A 16,014-nucleotide genomic window follows, 5' to 3' on the forward strand; every position below is an offset into this window, starting at 1 on the left:
ACGGCGGAGGCGGCGTCACCGACCGGTCCGGGCCAAAACCCAGTTCCTCATAAGGATATGCAGGTGGCGGCGTACCCGGCCGGTGCTGCCCGTAGTCCCGCACCGCCGGAACACCACCCGTCGCGTCCCCGCCCACCACACTGCTACCAGCACCGCCCTTAACATCCTTACTGTCCTTGCCGTCCACGACAGCGGACACCACCAGGTCTTTTCCGGAGGGCACCGACACCGCAGCCGAATCCACCGGCTCGACCGGGAAAACAGAGTCCACAACGGACAGCTTCGAGACATCGGACAGCTTCGAGGTATCAGAGGAATCGAACGTGTTGTCCTTGCCCGGGGAGCCAGGGGTATTCCCTGTCTGCGACCCAGGCCCTATCCCCAGCAGTGGGGTCTTCTCCCCGTCGAATCCGCCGCCGTCGGTGGTGGTGTCTGGACGCCGGCTGGTGTCGTCGAGGTAGGGGCTCGGACCTTGCGGGTGCAGTTTGCCCCGCCACGCCAAGCCCGCCAGATTGCCCACACCGCTGGACACCGACTCGGACACGCCCGCCGTCACCGAGAACGGGTTCCAGGTCACGTCCTGGCCCGTGGCCGCCTGATACCCGACCTCCCCGAACAACTCCCCCAAGCTCTCGGACAGCGCCTCCCCGATCCCGCTGCCGAACCGCGCCGACCACATGCCCCGCACCGACATTCCCGCATACACATCCAGGTGCTCCCCCACCACGTCGGCGAAGCGCGCCATCGCCGACACCGGATACTTCTCCGCGTGCTCGGCCACCGCCCGCTTCGCCGCCGCCTCCAGGATCTTCTCGTCCACCTCGTCGCCGAGCCCCCGCACCAGCACCTTCGTCAGTGCGTTGCCGACCAGTCCGCCTACCGCCGACAACGGCAGCGACACCAACGCCGAGAACGCCCCCATCCCCGCCGCCTGCTCACTGAACTTCCCGTCCCACTTCCCGGCCGATTTCTCACCCAGCATCTGCACCTGGGCCTGCAGATCCGGCACCACGTTGAACGCCACACCGCCGGCCGCCGCCATCGCCAACCGCAGGAACAACTGGCCCCACCACCGCGACAGCAAAAACCGCATCACCGCCATCCGCGCCGCCAGCCACGCCATCGACGCGCCCCCGGTAAACCCCGCCCAATACACCGCCCACGCCATCTCCAACAACAACAATTCCAGACTATAAATCGTCACCAGCTTCAAATACCGCACCTGCCGCGCCAGGTTCCGCACGAACACTGCCAACTCCCGCAACGCCCCCTCACCCGAGGCCAGCAGCCCATCGAAAGCATCCAACCCATCGGCGAACCGGTCCGCCGCCTTTCCCGAAAACTCCGTCCGCACCTTTCCCACCAATTCCGCCACGAACCCGCCCATCTCCCCGACCCCCGCCGCACCGGACTCCAACGCATCCGCCACCGCGAACAACACACCCTCATCCGCATCCGTCATATCCTCACCGGTCAACACCTGAAAAAGCCGCCGCACCTCCTCCGGCACCATGATCGACGAAAACATCACACCCACCCAACCCCGCCACAACACATCGCGGCAACGATGTATGCGGGAATCAGCCCTTCCGCCCCGCTGGGAACCAGCCCTTGGATCCACCGGCGCTTTGACGTGCAAATACCCGATAGCCGGGCGACCTCAGCCGCCTGGCTCCCGAACCACAACACGCCTCTCACAACGAGAACGAGTTCGCCGAGGTTGAGCACGGTCAGCACACTGACGGCCACGATGTTCTGGCGCAGCACCAGCGACACGGCCGTCGCGGCGGTGACCAGAGCATCGGTGCCGGGCGCTCTCCTCATGGCCAGGTCCCGACCGGCGCGCCGGAGGAACGGAAAGCCGATGAACGCCGCGGCGAGGCCGAACACGCCCGAAGCGCCCCGCCCGACGGGCGCCCGGCGAAGGAAGCACCTGGCCACTGCCGCACCAGCGATCACGAGCAGCCCGGCGACCAAGCGGCCCCTGACCATTCCCGCCGCCGCTCGCCGGGACGGCACCCGGCGGCGGGAATGGGCGGCGCCTGGTGCCTGGAGGGTGTTGATCAGGCCGTCGAGCTCGCTGCTGCCGTCGGTCCACACCACGACATTCCCGGTGCGGCTGAATACGCGCGTTGCTCGAACGCCTCCGATCCGTGCGACCTTCTCGGCCGTCGAGCCGGCGAGGTCGGGTCGCCGTACGAGCCAGGGCACCGATAGCCGGACTCGGCCACCGGCCGAAGCACACACGCGGACCCGTCCGCCTGTCGTTCCGCCCGGCTGATGCTCCCGGATGTCCGGGCCGTCCAGCACTGCTTTCCGGTCTCCGGGCATCCCACCACCTCTCGTCGTCCCCGAGTCACCGGATACTATCTACAACGATTGTCATTCTCAATTTCCTCGGCGATCGTGACGTCGTCGCCCACAGTGCGCCACCGGTGGAGGCACTCGACGCGGTGGTGCGGCCCGCACCGCACCGTCCAGCTCACTCTGGTCGGTGCGTGTCCTGCGCAAGCCTCGCGAGGCCATTTTCGGGTGTTCGGCTCGGTGGGGTTCGCTAGGACTGCGAGTCGTCAGCGCCGGCGACCGGGCGCTGGCCGGGACGACGGTGCGGTCCGACTCGATCCGTCTCCGAGCCACCGTCGGTGGATGAACGTCGATGAGGTGCTGAGCCGGCTGCTCTCGTACAACCTGTAGTGGCCTGGTTCTCCCGAAGCGCCGTACGCCAGGCGCTGGCCGGGGACCTGGCGGTGCTGAACACCTGAAAACTCGGCCAGGCTGCGCTGCATGCGGGGAATTCGTCGTCGTTGAGTACGTCTCTGTACCGCTACCGGAATTGCTCGGGCCGCGCGGCGGAGAGGTGGTCACCGCTGAGGAGGATCTCCATGGCGGTGTTCCGCAGGATGCGTGCTGGCAGGCGGACGAGGCCGCCTTCTGGGGGATCAGGCCGACGTTGCCTCCGGAAGGCCGAAGGCAGCGTCCTCGGCGGCCACGATCAGGTCGCGGGCCAGCGCCATCTCGCTTTCGCCGCCCAGCGCCCATCCTTCGACGACCGCGATGAGCGGGGTGCGGAGTCGCGCTCGGGTGAGACCGGCGAAGCCCCGGTCGGGGATGACGGAGTGTTGCCGACCGCGAATGCCTTGAGGTTCATGCCCGACAGCGGAGTCGCGCGGCGCCTGCTGGTCCAAGCAGCGGTCAGTGCAGGAGGAGATATCCGGATCCGCGGGGCTCGGGCGTCACCGCGGTGTTGCTCGAGTGTACTGGGCGGCGTTGTCCGCCAATTTCCGGGATATGCGAGAGAACCTGCGGGCTTGGTGCTTAGCTCCGTCTGCTTGGTGTTGCGCGCGCCGCGCTCGCTCGGATCGATGAGCTGGCCAAGCAGGAGTGGACGCGTGACGACAGCGTCCGCCGGTTGCGCGTGGCGTATGAGTACCGCGAGCGTCGCCTCGGCGCGCGCAGCGGGGAAATGACCGACGAGGGTTACGAGGAACGGTCGCTCGCCTACCAGCAGATGGTGCGCGCGGTACTCGAAGTGCAGCGGACGGCCGTGGTGGCCCTGCGCGACCGGGGCGAGATCTCAAACGACGCGATAAGGCAGCTTGTGCGGGAATTCGACCTCGAAGAGGCGCGACTGGAGATCTGAACCCCCTGGGGTTACGCGATCTGCGCGGACCAGGCCCGCGAGCGAGGTCCTCAGCGGATCACTTTTAAGCGGCGATCTGATCGCGCCCCGAGTACGGGATTTGGCCAGGGAGCGCTTCAGCGGCGGTTCGCTGGTCACCACCGGCGGCGAGGGTGATCTTGCCCAGCTCGTCGAGCGCGAAGGCCTCCGGGCCGGCGACTTTGCGGGCGCCCTGCAACGCAGGGCCAATGGTGACGTCGACCACGGCCTGGGCGACGTCGGCAGCGGCCATGGGCTGGATGCGGTGCTGAACGGCCTGACCGGAATCGTTATCCGGCTCAACTAACGCCTGCCTCCCACGCGGAGGCACCTGCTTCAGCCGATTCAGGGCGAGAAGCCAAGGAGCCGGGGCACCACACCGGTCTTGATCAGGATGGCAATGCCGATGGCCATGAACACCACCGGCACGAGCCAGCGCCCTACGCTTACCAGCGCGGACACGACCTTCTTATTTCCCCCGAGCAGCCGTGCGGCGGCGCACCACACACCGACCAAGACGAAGAACACGGCGATGGTGACCGCGATTCTGTCTGGCGGAAGCACTGCGAATAGCGGGATATACACCGAAATGTTGTCCGCGCCGTTGGCGAGAATCACGCCGACTACTGAGGAGAAGGTCCCCACCCACGACGACGTTTCCTCGGCCGGGTCGGCGCGGGCGCGCACCAGCCCCCACGCGCCCAGTCCTAGCGGGAGCGCTCCGATCAGGCCAACCCAGCGGTCGGGAACGAAGACCAGCCCGGCAGCCGCGAGCACGCTGATGATGACCATCACCGTGAAGCCGAGGTACTGGCCGAGGACGATCTGCCATGGCCGTGGCAAGCCGCTGGCCGAAGCCATGAACAGCGCGGTCAGCACGATCAGACCGTCGATGTTGGTGACCGCGAACAAGCCCGCGGCCGTGATGATCGTGCCCGCCGGCCCCTCCATGCTCAACCGCCACGAGGTTTGGGCAATGGCGTCGATGCCGGACAGGCGCCCCCACTCGGAGCGCCGTGAAATGGACGGCCCGCAGCCGCATGACCGCCTATGCGGGCCAGCAGCACATCGTGGTCAACACCGCCCATGCAGGCCTCCCCTAGACGTCACGGGCACCGCCCCAGGCTAAGCCGGACACAGCGAGACGGCTGGAGGTCATGGCCATGCTCGCCAGCCCAACGTGGGCGGCGTCTTCGCACCTCAATGGTGTCCCGGCCCGCCGCAGCGAATGGACGATCTCCGGTCGGCCGAGACGGCGGTCGTTGAGATTGGACGCAGCTTTCGGTACGTGGGCTCCGACCCGCCGGCCGGTGGCATCGACCTACGTACGTTCATGGCGGCGAACGAGCGACATCGACCAGTGTCCGCGCAACCATGTGGCGATCTGTTCGGGTCCGGCGTCGGTGACGGTGAGACTGGTGATGGCGTAGATGGTTTCGCGGGTATGTTTGCCGGTCTTGCGGTTGGTGCGGGTCCGGGTGAGTCGCAGGACCTCAGCGGCGCCGGGGAACCCGATGCCCGTGGTGAGTTCGGTGCTTTCAGGGTGCGGGTGTCCTGGCGGCCGTGGCCGCGTTCGCGAGTCACTGACAGGGAGGGAATGTCTTTCCAAGGAAGTGATTTCACTCTTTTCCTTAAGGTGGGCTGGTTGGCTTTCACTGTGAGGATGTAGTGGCCGCCGCGATCGCGGATGATCTGGGCGGTGTCGCGCTGGCAGTGCATGGCGTCGGCGGTGATGACCGCATTGGTGATGTCGAGAGTGCCCAGAAGCGCGGCCAGTACGGGGATTTCGTTGGTCTTGGCGCCGACGGCGGTCTGGGCGAGCACGGCTTTGCTGCGCTGGCACAGCCCGGAGAGCAGATGCACCAGCTTCCCGGCGGTGTGGAACCCCGCGCCGCGGAATCCGCGGGTTCCACCACACCCACCAGGAAGCCCTGTCGTGCGTCGACCTGACAGCGCTCCACACTCCCGCACCGACCCGGTTCCCCGACGTCGCGGTCACCGTGCTCGCCACGCAGGACCAGGAGATGGCCGCGCGGTTCGTCGAGGACCACCTCGGGGCACTGCGCAGCCACGAAGACGGCGAACGTCTGATCAAGACGCTGCGGCACTACATGGACGCACACGCGAGCCCGACCGGTGCGGTCAGCGCCTCGGGCATCCATCCCAACACCGTGACCCAACGCGTTCAGCGCGCGGAGACAATCCTCGGCCGCCACCTCGGCCCCGCCAGTCTGGCGCTACGCCTGGCCCTGGACCTCGAGCGCACGATGGAGTTGGAGTAAACGACGGCCCTTGCGCTACGCGGTCGACAGCACCCGTGGCAGACCCTATGAGACTCCACCCGCGAGCGCCGTGGGTCGGTGACGTCCTTGCCGACGACTTCGCCCGCCGCGACCACCGAACCAACTGCCCACGCTCGGCATCGGTCAACACCAACTCCGCTTTCGGACGCCCAGTTCGAGACACAACAACCATCGTAACGACTTAACACGCCAATTTCCGGCGCGACACACTAGTCGACAGCGAAACCTTCGAGCACGCCGAACGCATCCTCGCCGAACGCGGCGAAGACCACTCCCACCCGCGCCGCCTCCGGTTACGACTACATGCTCACCGGGCGCATGCACAGCCCGCAGTGCGGCAAAGCCATGCTCGGCACCCGGGCCGCCGGCCGGAGCAAGACCTACCGGTACTACACCTGCTTCACCCGCGCCCGCTACGACTCCAGCAAGTGCGACGCCAAGCGGCTCAACGCTCTGGCTGGTCACTGACGCGAATCGGCGAGCACCTGAACGTCGACCCGACCACCGTGCTCAACCGGCTACGAGAACGCGGCCCTACCCGAGACAGCCACGGCCGGTCCCGAACATGAACGGAGTGGTCCCGCCTACCGCCCGCATGATCTCGCGGAAGATCGACCGGACCCGGTGTCAGCCGGCCGCGAAGAACTCCGGACCCGGACGCACGCCCGCCACCGACGGCGCCGGGTGGCGGGCAACGACCTCGTCCACATGCTGAGCGGCTGCGGAACATGCTGGGAAACCGCCCCGGGGTCTGCCACGATCGGTTCATGACTTCCCAGGCAGCGGGTTTGGCCTCGCGGCGCCACGTCGACCTGCGGCGGCAGGCGGGCGCGATCTGTCGGTGCTGAGCACCCCGAGTCCAGTCAAGCGGCCGAAGGGAAGGTCATGCACCGCACCGGTTCGCGGCCCGCGAGGCCTAGTGATCCACCAAGAACGGGTGCCAGCGGCTTACGGAGAAGCGTCAGCGCCAGCTTGGTGCTCCGCACGGTGCTCGATCACGGCCCGATCGCCCGCAGCGCGATCGCGCGGCGGACGGGGCTGTCCCCCGCCGCGGTGACCGGGCACTGCGCCGAGCTGACCCGGCTCGGCGTGCTGCGTGAGCTGCCCGAGGTCGGCGGGCCGAAGGCGATGGGCCGGCCGCACGTGCCGGTTGATCTCGACACCGCGCGCCATGTCGTCTGCGGCCTGCATCTGGCCCTGCACCACGCCACGGTCGCATTGCTCGACCTGCGCGGCAACGTCCTGGTGCAACACAAGGAACCGCACGACGGCCTCGGCGCCGACGAGCTGCTCGCCCGGGCCGCGGAGATCCTGGACGACCTGCTGCTCGAACACGCCGGAGATCGCGAGCCGGTCGGGCTGGGCGTTGCCACCGGTGGCTGGGTCGACCGCGAATCCGGGACCCTGATCGAACACCGCCCGCTGGGCTGGCACAACGTGCGCGTGCGGGAACTGCTGACCGCCGCCACCGGGCTGACGGTCGAGGTCGACAGCCATTCGCGCGCGCTCGTCCACGCGGAACGGCTGTTCGGCCAGCCCCGGACGCGGGAAAGCGTCGTCCAGCTGTTCACCGGCAACGTCGTCGACGCCGCGTTCGCCATCGGCGACACCGTGCATCACGGGCCGCGCTCGGCAGCCGGCGCGGTGGCGCACCTGCGGGTCGACGACAGCAGCGAGCCGTGCCACTGCGGGCGGACCGGCTGCCTCGAAGCGACCGTGTCCGAACAGACCCTTACGCGCAAGGCTGTTGAGAGCGGCCTTCTCGCCGATGCGTCATTTCCCGAATTGCTCGCGCTCGCCAAAACCGGCGATTCTGCCGCCACCCGGCTTTTCGTCGATCGGGCGCGCTTCATCGGCCAAGCCACCGCCCTGTTGATCGACGTCTTCAATCCGGCAATTCTCATCGTCGTGGATCAGAGCATAAACCAGGTCCCGGGTTGCCTTCCCGCAATCTGGGAGGAGGTTCGGATCCGCTCCCGCGTCTGTGCCGAACCGGACGAAACCGTTGCCGCGACGAGCTTTCCTGGCTTCGAGTTGGCCACCGCGGGCGGTGCGGTGCTGCTCGACGCGCTCCTCGGCGACCCGCTCGGGCCGCTGCTGACGCGCTTGATGCGCGCATCGTGAGATCCAGTTAATTCAGAAAGTCGCAATGTTGACCGTCGTCGTGGTGGCCGAGAAACATTGTGCGCATCCCCCCGGTAAACACGAGCGCCGCACGCTCGCCGGGTCCGCCGATTCTCCCGACCGAAAGTAGTTCCACCGTGCACAAGCCACTCAGAAAGAGCCGGGCCCTGCTTGGCCTCGCCGCGTTCCTCGCCGGAGTGGTGCTGGCCGGGTGCGCTTCCGCACCGGCGACCACTGCTCCCGGGCAACCGGAAAAACTCGAGCTTCGCTACCAGGGCAGCGCGAACGCCGTGAGCCTGCCCGAACTCGCCGCGGATCTCGGCTACTTCGGGCCGGTCAAGCTCAAGTGGGTTGGCAACACCATCAGCGGCCCGCAGGACATCCAGTCCGTCGCCACCGACCAGACCGACTTCGGCGGCGCCTTCACCGGCGCGGTGGTGAAGCTCGTCGAGGCCGGCGCTCCGATCAAGGCGGTGGTCAACTACTACGGCTCCGACGACAAGTCCTTCCTCGGCTTCTACACCAAGGACGACAGCCCGATCCGGACCGCGCGCGATCTGATCGGCAAGAAGGTCGGCGTCAACACGGTGGGCGCCAACCTCGAAGCCGTGCTGGACACCTGGCTGCACAACCAGGGCCTCACCGACGCCGAGATCAAGCAGGTCCAGCTGGTGGTGATCCCGCCGCTGAACGCCGAGCAGGCGCTGCGCTACGGCCAGCTCGACGTCGCCGCGCTGCAGGCCGTCAACCAGGACCACGCGGTCGCCACCGGCGGACTGCGCTCGCTGATCAGCGACGTCCAGGCGTTCGGCCCGTACAACGGCGGCCCGTACGTGCTGCGCAACGACTTCATCAAGAAGTACCCGGAGACCACGAAGATCTTCGTCTCCGCCGTGGCCCGTGCGATCGAGTGGGAGCGCAGCACACCACGCGACCAGGTCATCGCCGAGTTCACCAAGATCATCAACGCTCGCGGCCGCAACGAGGACACGAGCACCCTGCAGTACTGGAAGAGCGTCGGTATCACCCACGGCGGCCTGATCAGCGACAAGGACTTCACGTTGTGGGAGCCCTGGCTCAAGCAGCAGGGCTTCATCAAGGGCGCCCGCATCGACACGTCGAAGCTCTACACCAACGAATTCAACCCCTACCGCGACGGTGCACCGGCGGTGGCGAAATGACCGCGAAGATCAGTATCCGCTCCGTGACCAAGACCTTCGGCTCCCTGATCGCCCTCGACGACGTCTCCCTCGACATCGCCGACGGCACCTTCCTCTCGCTGGTCGGGCCCAGCGGATCGGGCAAGTCGACGCTGCTCGACCTGCTCGGCGGACTCGCCAAGCCGACCTCGGGCGAGGTTCTCATCGACGGTGCGCCGGTGAGCGGGCCGGGACTCGACCGCGGGGTCGTGTTCCAGCAGTATGCGCTGTTCCCGTGGCGGACCGCGCGCGCCAATGTCGAGTTCGGGCTCGAGGGCGGGTCGCTGAACAAGCGGCAACGGGCGGAGCGAGCTCGCGAATATCTCGATCTGGTGGGGCTTTCCGGCTTCGAGGACCGGTATCCGCACGAGCTGTCCGGCGGGATGAAGCAGCGGGTCGCGATCGCGCGGAGCCTCGCCTACGACCCCGCCGTGATGCTGATGGACGAACCGTTCGCGGCGCTGGACGCGCAGACCCGCGAACTGCTGCAGGACGAGCTGGTGCGGATCTGGCGGCGCACCGGCAAGACGATCGTGTTCATCACGCACGGCATCGACGAAGCCGTCTATTTAGGACAGCAGGTCGCGGTGCTGACTTCGCGTCCAGGGCGGCTCAAGGACGTCGTGGACATCGACCTCGGCGACCGCTCCGACGGGCGTGATCTGCGCTCGGATCCGGCGTTCGGGCGGCACCGCCACCAGCTGTGGGAGCTACTGCACGACGAGGTCCGCAAAGCCGACGAGACCGAAAGGAGTGTCGCACGGTGAGCACGATGCTGGAAGCACCGGCCGTCCGCACGGAGGTTCCGCCCGTGGAAAAACCCAAGCAACGCAAGAAGGTCACCGCGGCACTGGGATGGCTCACACATGGCTGGGTCGCCGTCGCGTTGTTCTTCGCGTTGTGGGAGCTCGTCCCCCGGTACCTGCTTAGCGAGGACACCCGGGTCTTCCTGCCACCGGTCTCCGAAGACCTGCAGGCGCTCTGGGAGCTGATCCTCGACGGCCAACTCGCCGACCACTTGGTGGCCAGTGTCGGACGATCCGCCGCGGGATTCGCCGTCGCAGTGGCGGTTGCGGTGCCACTCGGGCTGGTGATCGGCTGGTACGCACGGCTCGCGAAGTTCCTGCAGCCACTGCTCGAACTCGCCCGCAACACCGCGGCGCTGGCCCTGCTGCCGGTTTTCACGCTCCTGCTCGGCATCGGCGAACTGTCGAAGGTCACCCTGGTCGTCTACGCGTGCGTGTGGCCGGTGCTGCTCAACACGATCGCCGGGGTGAACACCGTGGACCCGTTGCTGGTCAAGGCGGCCCGGTCGCTAGGCCTGTCCAGCGCGCAGCTGTTCCGGAAGGTGATCCTGCCCTCGGCGGTGCCGACGGTGTTCACCGGGATCCGGATGGCGGCCTCGTACTCGCTCCTCGTCCTGATCGCGGCCGAGATGGTCGGCGCGAAGGCCGGGCTCGGATACCTGATCAACACCAGCCAGGTCAACTTCCAGATCACCCAGATGTACGCCGGGATCATCACGGTCTCGGTGCTCGGACTGATCGTCAACCAGGGGTTTGTCGTGCTCGAGCGGCGATTCTCAACCTGGCGGCCCAAGGAGAAGAAATGAGCGGGCAGCTCCACCTCAACGCCTTCGTGATGCCCAACGGCCATCACGAAGCCGCCTGGCGGCATCCCCGAACCGACCCGCACCGCGCGAGAACCCTGCGCCACTATGTGGACATCGCGCGGACGGCCGAGCGGGGCAAGCTGGATTCGCTGTTCCTCGCCGACGCCGTCGCGCTCGCGGGCAACGTCCGCCACAACTCGCACAGCCATTTCGAGCCGCTGACCCTGCTGTCGGCGCTGGCCGCGACGACCGAGCACATCGGCCTGATCGCGACCGCGTCGACGACCTACAATGAGCCCTACCACCTGGCCCGCAAGTTCGCGTCGCTCGACCACCTCTCCGGCGGCCGCGCGGGCTGGAACATCGTCACCTCCGCGGGCGCCGACGAGGCCCGCAATTTCAACCGCGATGCGCGGCCGGCGCACGCGCTGCGCTACGAGCGGGCAACCGAGTTCCTCGAGGTCGTCAAGAAGCTCTGGGACAGCTGGGACGACGACGCCGCCATACTGGACAAGGCCAACGGGATCTACGCCGACACCGATCTCATTCGTCCGATCGAGCACTGCGGCGAGCACTTTCAAGTGCACGGTCCGCTGAACATCCCGCGGCCGATGCAGGGCTATCCGCTGCTCGTCCAGGCCGGTTCGTCGGAGACCGGAAAGGAGTACGCGGCGCGGCACGCCGAGGCCGTGTTCACCGCGCAGCAGACATTCGCCGAGGGCAAGGCGTTCTACGACGACGTCAAGGACAGGATGGCCAAGTACGGCCGCTCTCCGGGCGAGATCAAGATCCTGCCCGGTATCTCGCCGATCCTCGGCCGGACCGAGGCCGAAGCGCACGAGCGCGAAGCCGAACTGAACGCGCTGATCACGCCACAGTACGGGCTGCGCCAACTGTCCACATTGCTCGACCACGACGTCACGCGATATCCACTGGACGGTCCGCTGCCCGACGTCGGCACCTACACCGAGGGCGCGCAAAGCCGGTTCGACCTGATCGTGGGTCTCGCACGGCGCGAAGACCTGACCATCCGGCAGCTCATCGAGCGGCTCGCCGGCGGACGCGGGCACCGCGTGTTCGCCGGCACCCCGATGCAGGTCGCCGACGAGCTCGAGCAGTGGTTCACCGGCGGAGCCGCGGACGGCTTCAACATCATGCCCGCAGCCCTGCCTGGCGGGCTCGACGACTTCGTCGATCTCGTCGTCCCGGAACTGCGGCGGCGCGGGCTGTTCCGCACCGAGTACACCGGCACCACCCTGCGCGAGCACTACGGCCTCGCACGTCCCGTTGCCAATCCGACCGAGAGTAGGCGGACACGGTCCGCAGCCGATCTGCTCGTAGAAACCCGTTCCGCCGTGGCTGCCGTCGGATTGGCAACGAACGGCACAGTAACCGCAACCGAGTGAAGGAGTACGCTGCATGACCGCAGTCAGCATCGACATCCGCAAGATCACCGGGCGGATCGGCGCCGAGATCGTCGGCCTCGATCCAGCCGCAGACCTGGACGCCGACCAGGTGACCTTCCTGACCGAGGCACTGCACGAGCACAAGGCACTGGTGTTCCGCGACGTCTCACTCGACGACGCCGGACAACAGCGCTTCGCCCGGTACTTCGGCGAGCTTACGAAGGCGCACCCGACCGTCCCGGCCGTGGACGGCGCGCCAACCGTCCTACCGGTCGACAGCGAAGAGGGCCGCGCCAATCACTGGCACACCGACGTCACCTTCGTGCACAACCCGCCGAAGGCGAGCACCCTGCGGAGCCTGGTCGTACCGCCGTATGGCGGCGAAACACTGATCGCCAACACTGCCGCGGCGTACCGCGACCTGCCGGAGGCTCTCCGCGCTTTCGCGAACACGCTCCGCGCAGTGCACACGAACGACTACGACTACGTTCAGCCGCCGGAGACCCTGGACGAAAAAACGAAAGAGCGCCGGGCGGTGTTCGTCTCGACGAAGTACCGGACCGCGCACCCGGTGGTCCGTGTGCACCCGGCCACCGGGGAGCACGGCCTGTTCATCGGCGGGTTCGCGCAGCGGATTGTCGGACTTTCGGTGAACGATTCCCGTGATCTGCTGCGGCTGCTCCAGTCATACGTGACCCGGCCGGAGAACGTGGTGCGGGTGATGTGGGAGCCAAACCAACTGGTGCTGTTCGACAACCGCATCACCCAGCACTACGCCGTCGACAACTACGACGACCTGCCGCGGCGGCTGCACCGGGTCACCGTGGCCGGTGACGTCCCGGTCGGCGTCGACGGCGAACCCAGCGCGTCGCTCGAAGGCGACGCTTCGCACTACACGACCGTCGCATAGCCGTTCGTCCCTGAAGGCCTCCCTACCGCGCTCGATTCCGGTAAGGAGGCCTTCACGGAGTAGCGACCAGAGCAGGTTTCCGACGGAACGCCCCGGTACCCGCACGACAGCGTGATCTGTCGCCGAGCCGGGACCTCGCATGCCGCAGACAGTCGTACACAAAACAACTTCGCACCAGCGGAGTAACGCCAACCCCAGTGTTGTAGTAACGCCCGCGAGGTACCGCCGTAGATACCTTGGGGGAAGGTACTAGAACCCGGTGGAGGTTAGGGGACCTTACTCGAACACAAAAGACCAGGCCAGAGCACTGGAAGAGCTCCGCGAGAAGCTTCCCAGCCTCGATACTCCCGAGCCGACGTCGATCAAGCGCGACCGCCCCGGCCGCGCCCGGCAACTCGGCCCCGACCAAGTCGAGCAGCTGATCGCCGACTATCAGTCGGGCGCGACGGTGTACGAACTCGGCGACCGGTTCGGCATCGAACGGCGCACGGTCAGCACCATCCTCCACCGACACGGCGTGCCGATGCGCCGCCGCGGCCTCACGCCCGAGCAGGTCGACGACGCCGTTCACCTCTACAAGCTCGGTTGGTCCCTCGCCCGAGTCGGCGACCATCTGGGCGTCAACCACACCACCGTGCTGAACAAGCTGCGTGAACGAGGCGTCCCCACCCGAGACACCCGCGGCCGCCAACGCGTCGAAGCAGGTTATGCTCGATGACCAGGCGTGCAGCCGTGTCGACGCGACCAGCTTCGGACGGGGCCTCCGTCGTGCAGGCCGTAACCGTGATCATGGGCGTCGTCGTCGGACTCACCTTCCTCTTCGGCTTCGGCAACGTCCTCAACCTTGCCCTCCCGCTCGGCGTAACCGTCTGGGTCGCGCCCCTCGTCGCACCTGCTGTCGACCTGTCGATCCTCGGGCTCATCCTCGGCACTCGTCACCTGGCGCTCAAGGGTGCCTCCGCGGACTTGCTGCGCCCGGCCCGCCGGCTGCTGATCTTCGCGAGCGTGGTCACGTTGGCGTTGAACGTGGCCGACCCAGTTGTTGCAGGCGAGTTACGGCAAGGCAGCGTACGATGCTGTTGACGGCGCCTGGCAGCACGGCGACGAACTATGGATCGCCGAGGTCAAGAGCACCACCGCGAGCAACGAGGTCCGCCAAGTCAGAGTAGCGATCGGCCAAGTGCTGCACTACCGCAGTGAACTCGCCACTGCGGACCGGACCGTCCGTACGGTCGTTGCGACCGAGCATCCCGTGAACGACTGGGCGCTCATCGAGGCATGTCGAACCGCCAACATCGCCCTCACCTGCCCTGCCGAGTTCAGCCAACTTGTTCGAGCCCAAGCAGACCGAGCACGAGATCCGGAGGCCGCCGGCGACACTCGCTGAGCCGCTACCACGAGGAGCCATCCAAGACGGCTGGACAACGTGCCAACGCTGCCCACGGCTAGACGCAGCACGAGGCGAGGGTGATGAACCCTGGCAAAACGGATCGATGTCCAGCGAGCCTTGGCCCCACGGCTTCCCGCCTATTGCGTGATCCGCTACTTATGGCGACTTATGGCGTGTGGATCATCTCTGACGGCGCTCATGTGAATCGGCTCTGGCGCGGTTTCCGTGACCCCGGGGACGGATGGTGATGGCGGTTGTTAATCATGTTGCTTGGTGCTCTGTTGATCTTAAAGAGTTGCTGCCCCACCTGGGCGGGTTGTGTGTGGAGCGAGTGGAGTGCGGATCCGACAGCGTGACGATCTGTGCTCGGTCGCGCACGGCCGAGGTGTCCTGCCCCGCGTGCGGGGTGCGGTCTGGTCGGGTGCATAGCCGTTACGTGCGCCGCTTGTCCGATGGTGTGCTCGGTAGGCGACCGGTGGTCATCGCGTTGACGGTCCGACGGTTTGTGTGCCTGGATGCTCGGTGCACGGCGAAGACGTATGCCGAGCAGGTCGACGGTCTGTCCGAGCCGTATCGACGGCGGACGATTCCGTTGCTGGCGGTGTTGGGGCAGGTGGGTTTGGCGTTGGCGGGGCGGGCCGGGGCGCGCCTGGCCGCGAGCTTGGGTATCGAGGTGGATCGGACGACGCTGCTGCGCTTGGTGCGGGCCCTGCCGGAGCCGGAGACCACGACCGCCCCGGCAGTGCTCGGCGTCGATGACTTCGCTCTGCGCAAGCGGCACGTGTACGGCACGATCCTGGTCGATATCGACACCGGCAAGGCGATCGACCTGCTGGACGGTCGCGAGGCCGAGCCACTGGCCCAGTGGCTGCGGAAGCATCTTGGCGCCGAGGTGATCTGCCGTGACCGCGCCAGCACCTACGCCGAAGGGGCCAAGGCCGGCGCCCCGAACGCCATCCAGGTAGCCGACCGCTGGCATCTGTGGCGCAACCTGGGCGACTACGTCGAAAAGGCCGTCGGGCGCCACCGCACCTGTATCAAGCCCGAACAACTCGATGGCTACAGTGCCGGCGTCTCGGAGCAAGAGGCGGCCCCCGATGAGCCGGACGCCACGATGCCCGAATCCGTCGAGTCGCGACTGGTGATCCGTACCCGGGAACGCTATGCCGCGATCCAGGAGCTGGTGGAGCGCGGCGAGACGATCTCCACCATCAGCAGGCAGCTGTCGCTGGACCGCAAGACCGTGCGGCGCTTCGCTCGCGCCGGCACGGTTGACGAGCTTCTCGGCAAGGCGATCGCCCGGGCCAGCCTGCTAGACCTTCATCAAGCGTGTCGGGTGGGTAGATCCGGCCTGAGGTAAGGCAAAGGCCTTATCCTGCTTGGGTTTGCGACTCCAACGCATCCCAAGAGGA

Annotated in this window: 18 protein-coding genes and 1 pseudogene; 14 read left to right on the top strand and 5 right to left on the bottom strand. The window is 67.0% G+C overall.

Features of this window, described 5'->3' with window-relative positions; genetic code table 11:
* From ACWDKQ_RS31300 to ACWDKQ_RS31310, 3 genes are all read right to left on the bottom strand, one after another.
* Window positions 1-1,528 (bottom strand): WXG100-like domain-containing protein (locus ACWDKQ_RS31300; RefSeq protein WP_450142370.1); only part of this gene is annotated, 1,528 nt, incomplete at its 3' end.
* On the bottom strand, window positions 1,528-2,331 hold the full coding sequence (locus tag ACWDKQ_RS31305) for a hypothetical protein (RefSeq protein ID WP_450142371.1): 804 nt from the start codon (window positions 2,329-2,331) through the stop codon (window positions 1,528-1,530). The genes ACWDKQ_RS31305 and ACWDKQ_RS31300, both read right to left, overlap by 1 nt.
* Before the next feature lie 608 nt (window positions 2,332-2,939).
* A complete protein-coding gene (locus ACWDKQ_RS31310; protein WP_450142372.1) occupies window positions 2,940-3,185 on the bottom strand; it encodes an enoyl-CoA hydratase-related protein in 246 nt (81 codons plus the stop codon).
* Between the two features lie 230 nt (window positions 3,186-3,415).
* On the opposite strand from ACWDKQ_RS31310, the gene ACWDKQ_RS31315 reads away from it, so the two are divergent.
* Window positions 3,416-3,640, top strand: a complete 225-nt coding sequence (locus ACWDKQ_RS31315; protein WP_450142373.1) for a hypothetical protein — start codon at window positions 3,416-3,418, stop codon at window positions 3,638-3,640.
* Window positions 3,641-3,740: 100 nt separating this feature from the next.
* Entirely contained in the window at window positions 3,741-3,965 is a 225-nt protein-coding gene (locus ACWDKQ_RS31320; RefSeq protein ID WP_450142374.1) for a hypothetical protein, read from the top strand.
* A gap of 38 nt (window positions 3,966-4,003) precedes the next feature.
* Here the strand turns inward: ACWDKQ_RS31320 and ACWDKQ_RS31325 are convergent, their stop codons facing one another.
* Together ACWDKQ_RS31325 and ACWDKQ_RS31330 are read right to left on the bottom strand one after the other, a co-directional pair.
* Window positions 4,004-4,609 (bottom strand): cadmium resistance transporter, encoded by a 606-nt coding sequence (locus ACWDKQ_RS31325; protein WP_190816504.1) that lies wholly within the window; start codon window positions 4,607-4,609, stop codon window positions 4,004-4,006.
* Window positions 4,610-4,858: 249 nt separating this feature from the next.
* Window positions 4,859-5,629, bottom strand: coding sequence for an ISAs1 family transposase (locus ACWDKQ_RS31330; protein WP_450142375.1), 771 nt, complete (start codon window positions 5,627-5,629; stop codon window positions 4,859-4,861).
* A 29-nt stretch (window positions 5,630-5,658) separates the two neighbouring features.
* On the opposite strand from ACWDKQ_RS31330, the gene ACWDKQ_RS31335 reads away from it, so the two are divergent.
* The 12 genes and pseudogenes from ACWDKQ_RS31335 (at window position 5,659) to ACWDKQ_RS31390 (ending at window position 15,962) form a co-directional block, all read left to right on the top strand.
* Window positions 5,659-5,940, top strand: coding sequence for a helix-turn-helix domain-containing protein (locus ACWDKQ_RS31335; RefSeq protein WP_450142376.1), 282 nt, complete (start codon window positions 5,659-5,661; stop codon window positions 5,938-5,940).
* A gap of 324 nt (window positions 5,941-6,264) precedes the next feature.
* Window positions 6,265-6,429 carry a zinc ribbon domain-containing protein gene (locus ACWDKQ_RS31340; protein ID WP_450142377.1) on the top strand — a complete coding sequence of 55 codons (165 nt, stop codon included), beginning with the start codon at window positions 6,265-6,267 and terminating at the stop codon, window positions 6,427-6,429.
* A 299-nt stretch (window positions 6,430-6,728) separates the two neighbouring features.
* Window positions 6,729-6,809 carry a putative leader peptide gene (locus ACWDKQ_RS31345; protein WP_450142386.1) on the top strand — a complete coding sequence of 27 codons (81 nt, stop codon included), beginning with the start codon at window positions 6,729-6,731 and terminating at the stop codon, window positions 6,807-6,809.
* A 139-nt stretch (window positions 6,810-6,948) separates the two neighbouring features.
* Complete coding sequence (locus tag ACWDKQ_RS31350) at window positions 6,949-8,085, top strand: ROK family protein (RefSeq protein ID WP_450142378.1); 1,137 nt, start codon at window positions 6,949-6,951, stop codon at window positions 8,083-8,085.
* Window positions 8,086-8,222: 137 nt separating this feature from the next.
* The gene (locus tag ACWDKQ_RS31355) at window positions 8,223-9,266 is read left to right on the top strand and encodes an ABC transporter substrate-binding protein (protein ID WP_450142379.1); all 1,044 of its coding nucleotides are present in this window, start codon (window positions 8,223-8,225) and stop codon (window positions 9,264-9,266) included.
* Window positions 9,263-10,051 (top strand): ABC transporter ATP-binding protein, encoded by a 789-nt coding sequence (locus tag ACWDKQ_RS31360; protein WP_450142380.1) that lies wholly within the window; start codon window positions 9,263-9,265, stop codon window positions 10,049-10,051. Before ACWDKQ_RS31355 ends, ACWDKQ_RS31360 begins: the two co-directional genes overlap by 4 nt.
* Entirely contained in the window at window positions 10,048-10,896 is an 849-nt protein-coding gene (locus tag ACWDKQ_RS31365; RefSeq protein WP_450142381.1) for an ABC transporter permease, read from the top strand. The genes ACWDKQ_RS31360 and ACWDKQ_RS31365 overlap by 4 nt, the downstream gene beginning before the upstream one ends.
* On the top strand, window positions 10,893-12,302 hold the full coding sequence (locus ACWDKQ_RS31370; RefSeq protein WP_450142382.1) for an LLM class flavin-dependent oxidoreductase: 1,410 nt from the start codon (window positions 10,893-10,895) through the stop codon (window positions 12,300-12,302). The genes ACWDKQ_RS31365 and ACWDKQ_RS31370 overlap by 4 nt, the downstream gene beginning before the upstream one ends.
* Before the next feature lie 13 nt (window positions 12,303-12,315).
* The gene (locus ACWDKQ_RS31375) at window positions 12,316-13,212 is read left to right on the top strand and encodes a TauD/TfdA dioxygenase family protein (RefSeq protein WP_450142383.1); all 897 of its coding nucleotides are present in this window, start codon (window positions 12,316-12,318) and stop codon (window positions 13,210-13,212) included.
* Window positions 13,213-13,471: 259 nt separating this feature from the next.
* Window positions 13,472-13,930 (top strand): hypothetical protein, encoded by a 459-nt coding sequence (locus tag ACWDKQ_RS31380; RefSeq protein ID WP_450142384.1) that lies wholly within the window; start codon window positions 13,472-13,474, stop codon window positions 13,928-13,930.
* A pseudogene (locus ACWDKQ_RS31385) lies at window positions 13,927-14,293 on the top strand (hypothetical protein); the annotation flags it as partial. The gene ACWDKQ_RS31380 and the pseudogene ACWDKQ_RS31385, both read left to right, overlap by 4 nt.
* Window positions 14,294-14,849: 556 nt before the next feature.
* A complete protein-coding gene (locus ACWDKQ_RS31390) occupies window positions 14,850-15,962 on the top strand; it encodes an ISL3 family transposase (RefSeq protein ID WP_450142385.1) in 1,113 nt (370 codons plus the stop codon).
* Window positions 15,963-16,014: the final 52 nt, after the last annotated feature.

The organism is Saccharopolyspora sp. NPDC000995 (assembly GCF_053599315.1).

What these genes read in the sequence shown, in the direction of transcription:
- ACWDKQ_RS31305 (WP_450142371.1), bottom strand. Translation starts at nt 2,331, where the DNA reads ATGCCCGGAGACCGGAAAGCAGTGCTGGACGGCCCGGACATCCGGGAG.
- ACWDKQ_RS31325 (WP_190816504.1), bottom strand. Translation starts at nt 4,609, where the DNA reads ATGGAGGGGCCGGCGGGCACGATCATCACGGCCGCGGGCTTGTTCGCG.
- ACWDKQ_RS31340 (WP_450142377.1), top strand. Translation starts at nt 6,265, where the DNA reads ATGCTCACCGGGCGCATGCACAGCCCGCAGTGCGGCAAAGCCATGCTC.
- ACWDKQ_RS31345 (WP_450142386.1), top strand. Translation starts at nt 6,729, where the DNA reads ATGACTTCCCAGGCAGCGGGTTTGGCCTCGCGGCGCCACGTCGACCTG.
- ACWDKQ_RS31360 (WP_450142380.1), top strand. Translation starts at nt 9,263, where the DNA reads ATGACCGCGAAGATCAGTATCCGCTCCGTGACCAAGACCTTCGGCTCC.
- ACWDKQ_RS31370 (WP_450142382.1), top strand. Translation starts at nt 10,893, where the DNA reads ATGAGCGGGCAGCTCCACCTCAACGCCTTCGTGATGCCCAACGGCCAT.
- ACWDKQ_RS31375 (WP_450142383.1), top strand. Translation starts at nt 12,316, where the DNA reads ATGACCGCAGTCAGCATCGACATCCGCAAGATCACCGGGCGGATCGGC.
- ACWDKQ_RS31390 (WP_450142385.1), top strand. Translation starts at nt 14,850, where the DNA reads ATGGCGGTTGTTAATCATGTTGCTTGGTGCTCTGTTGATCTTAAAGAG.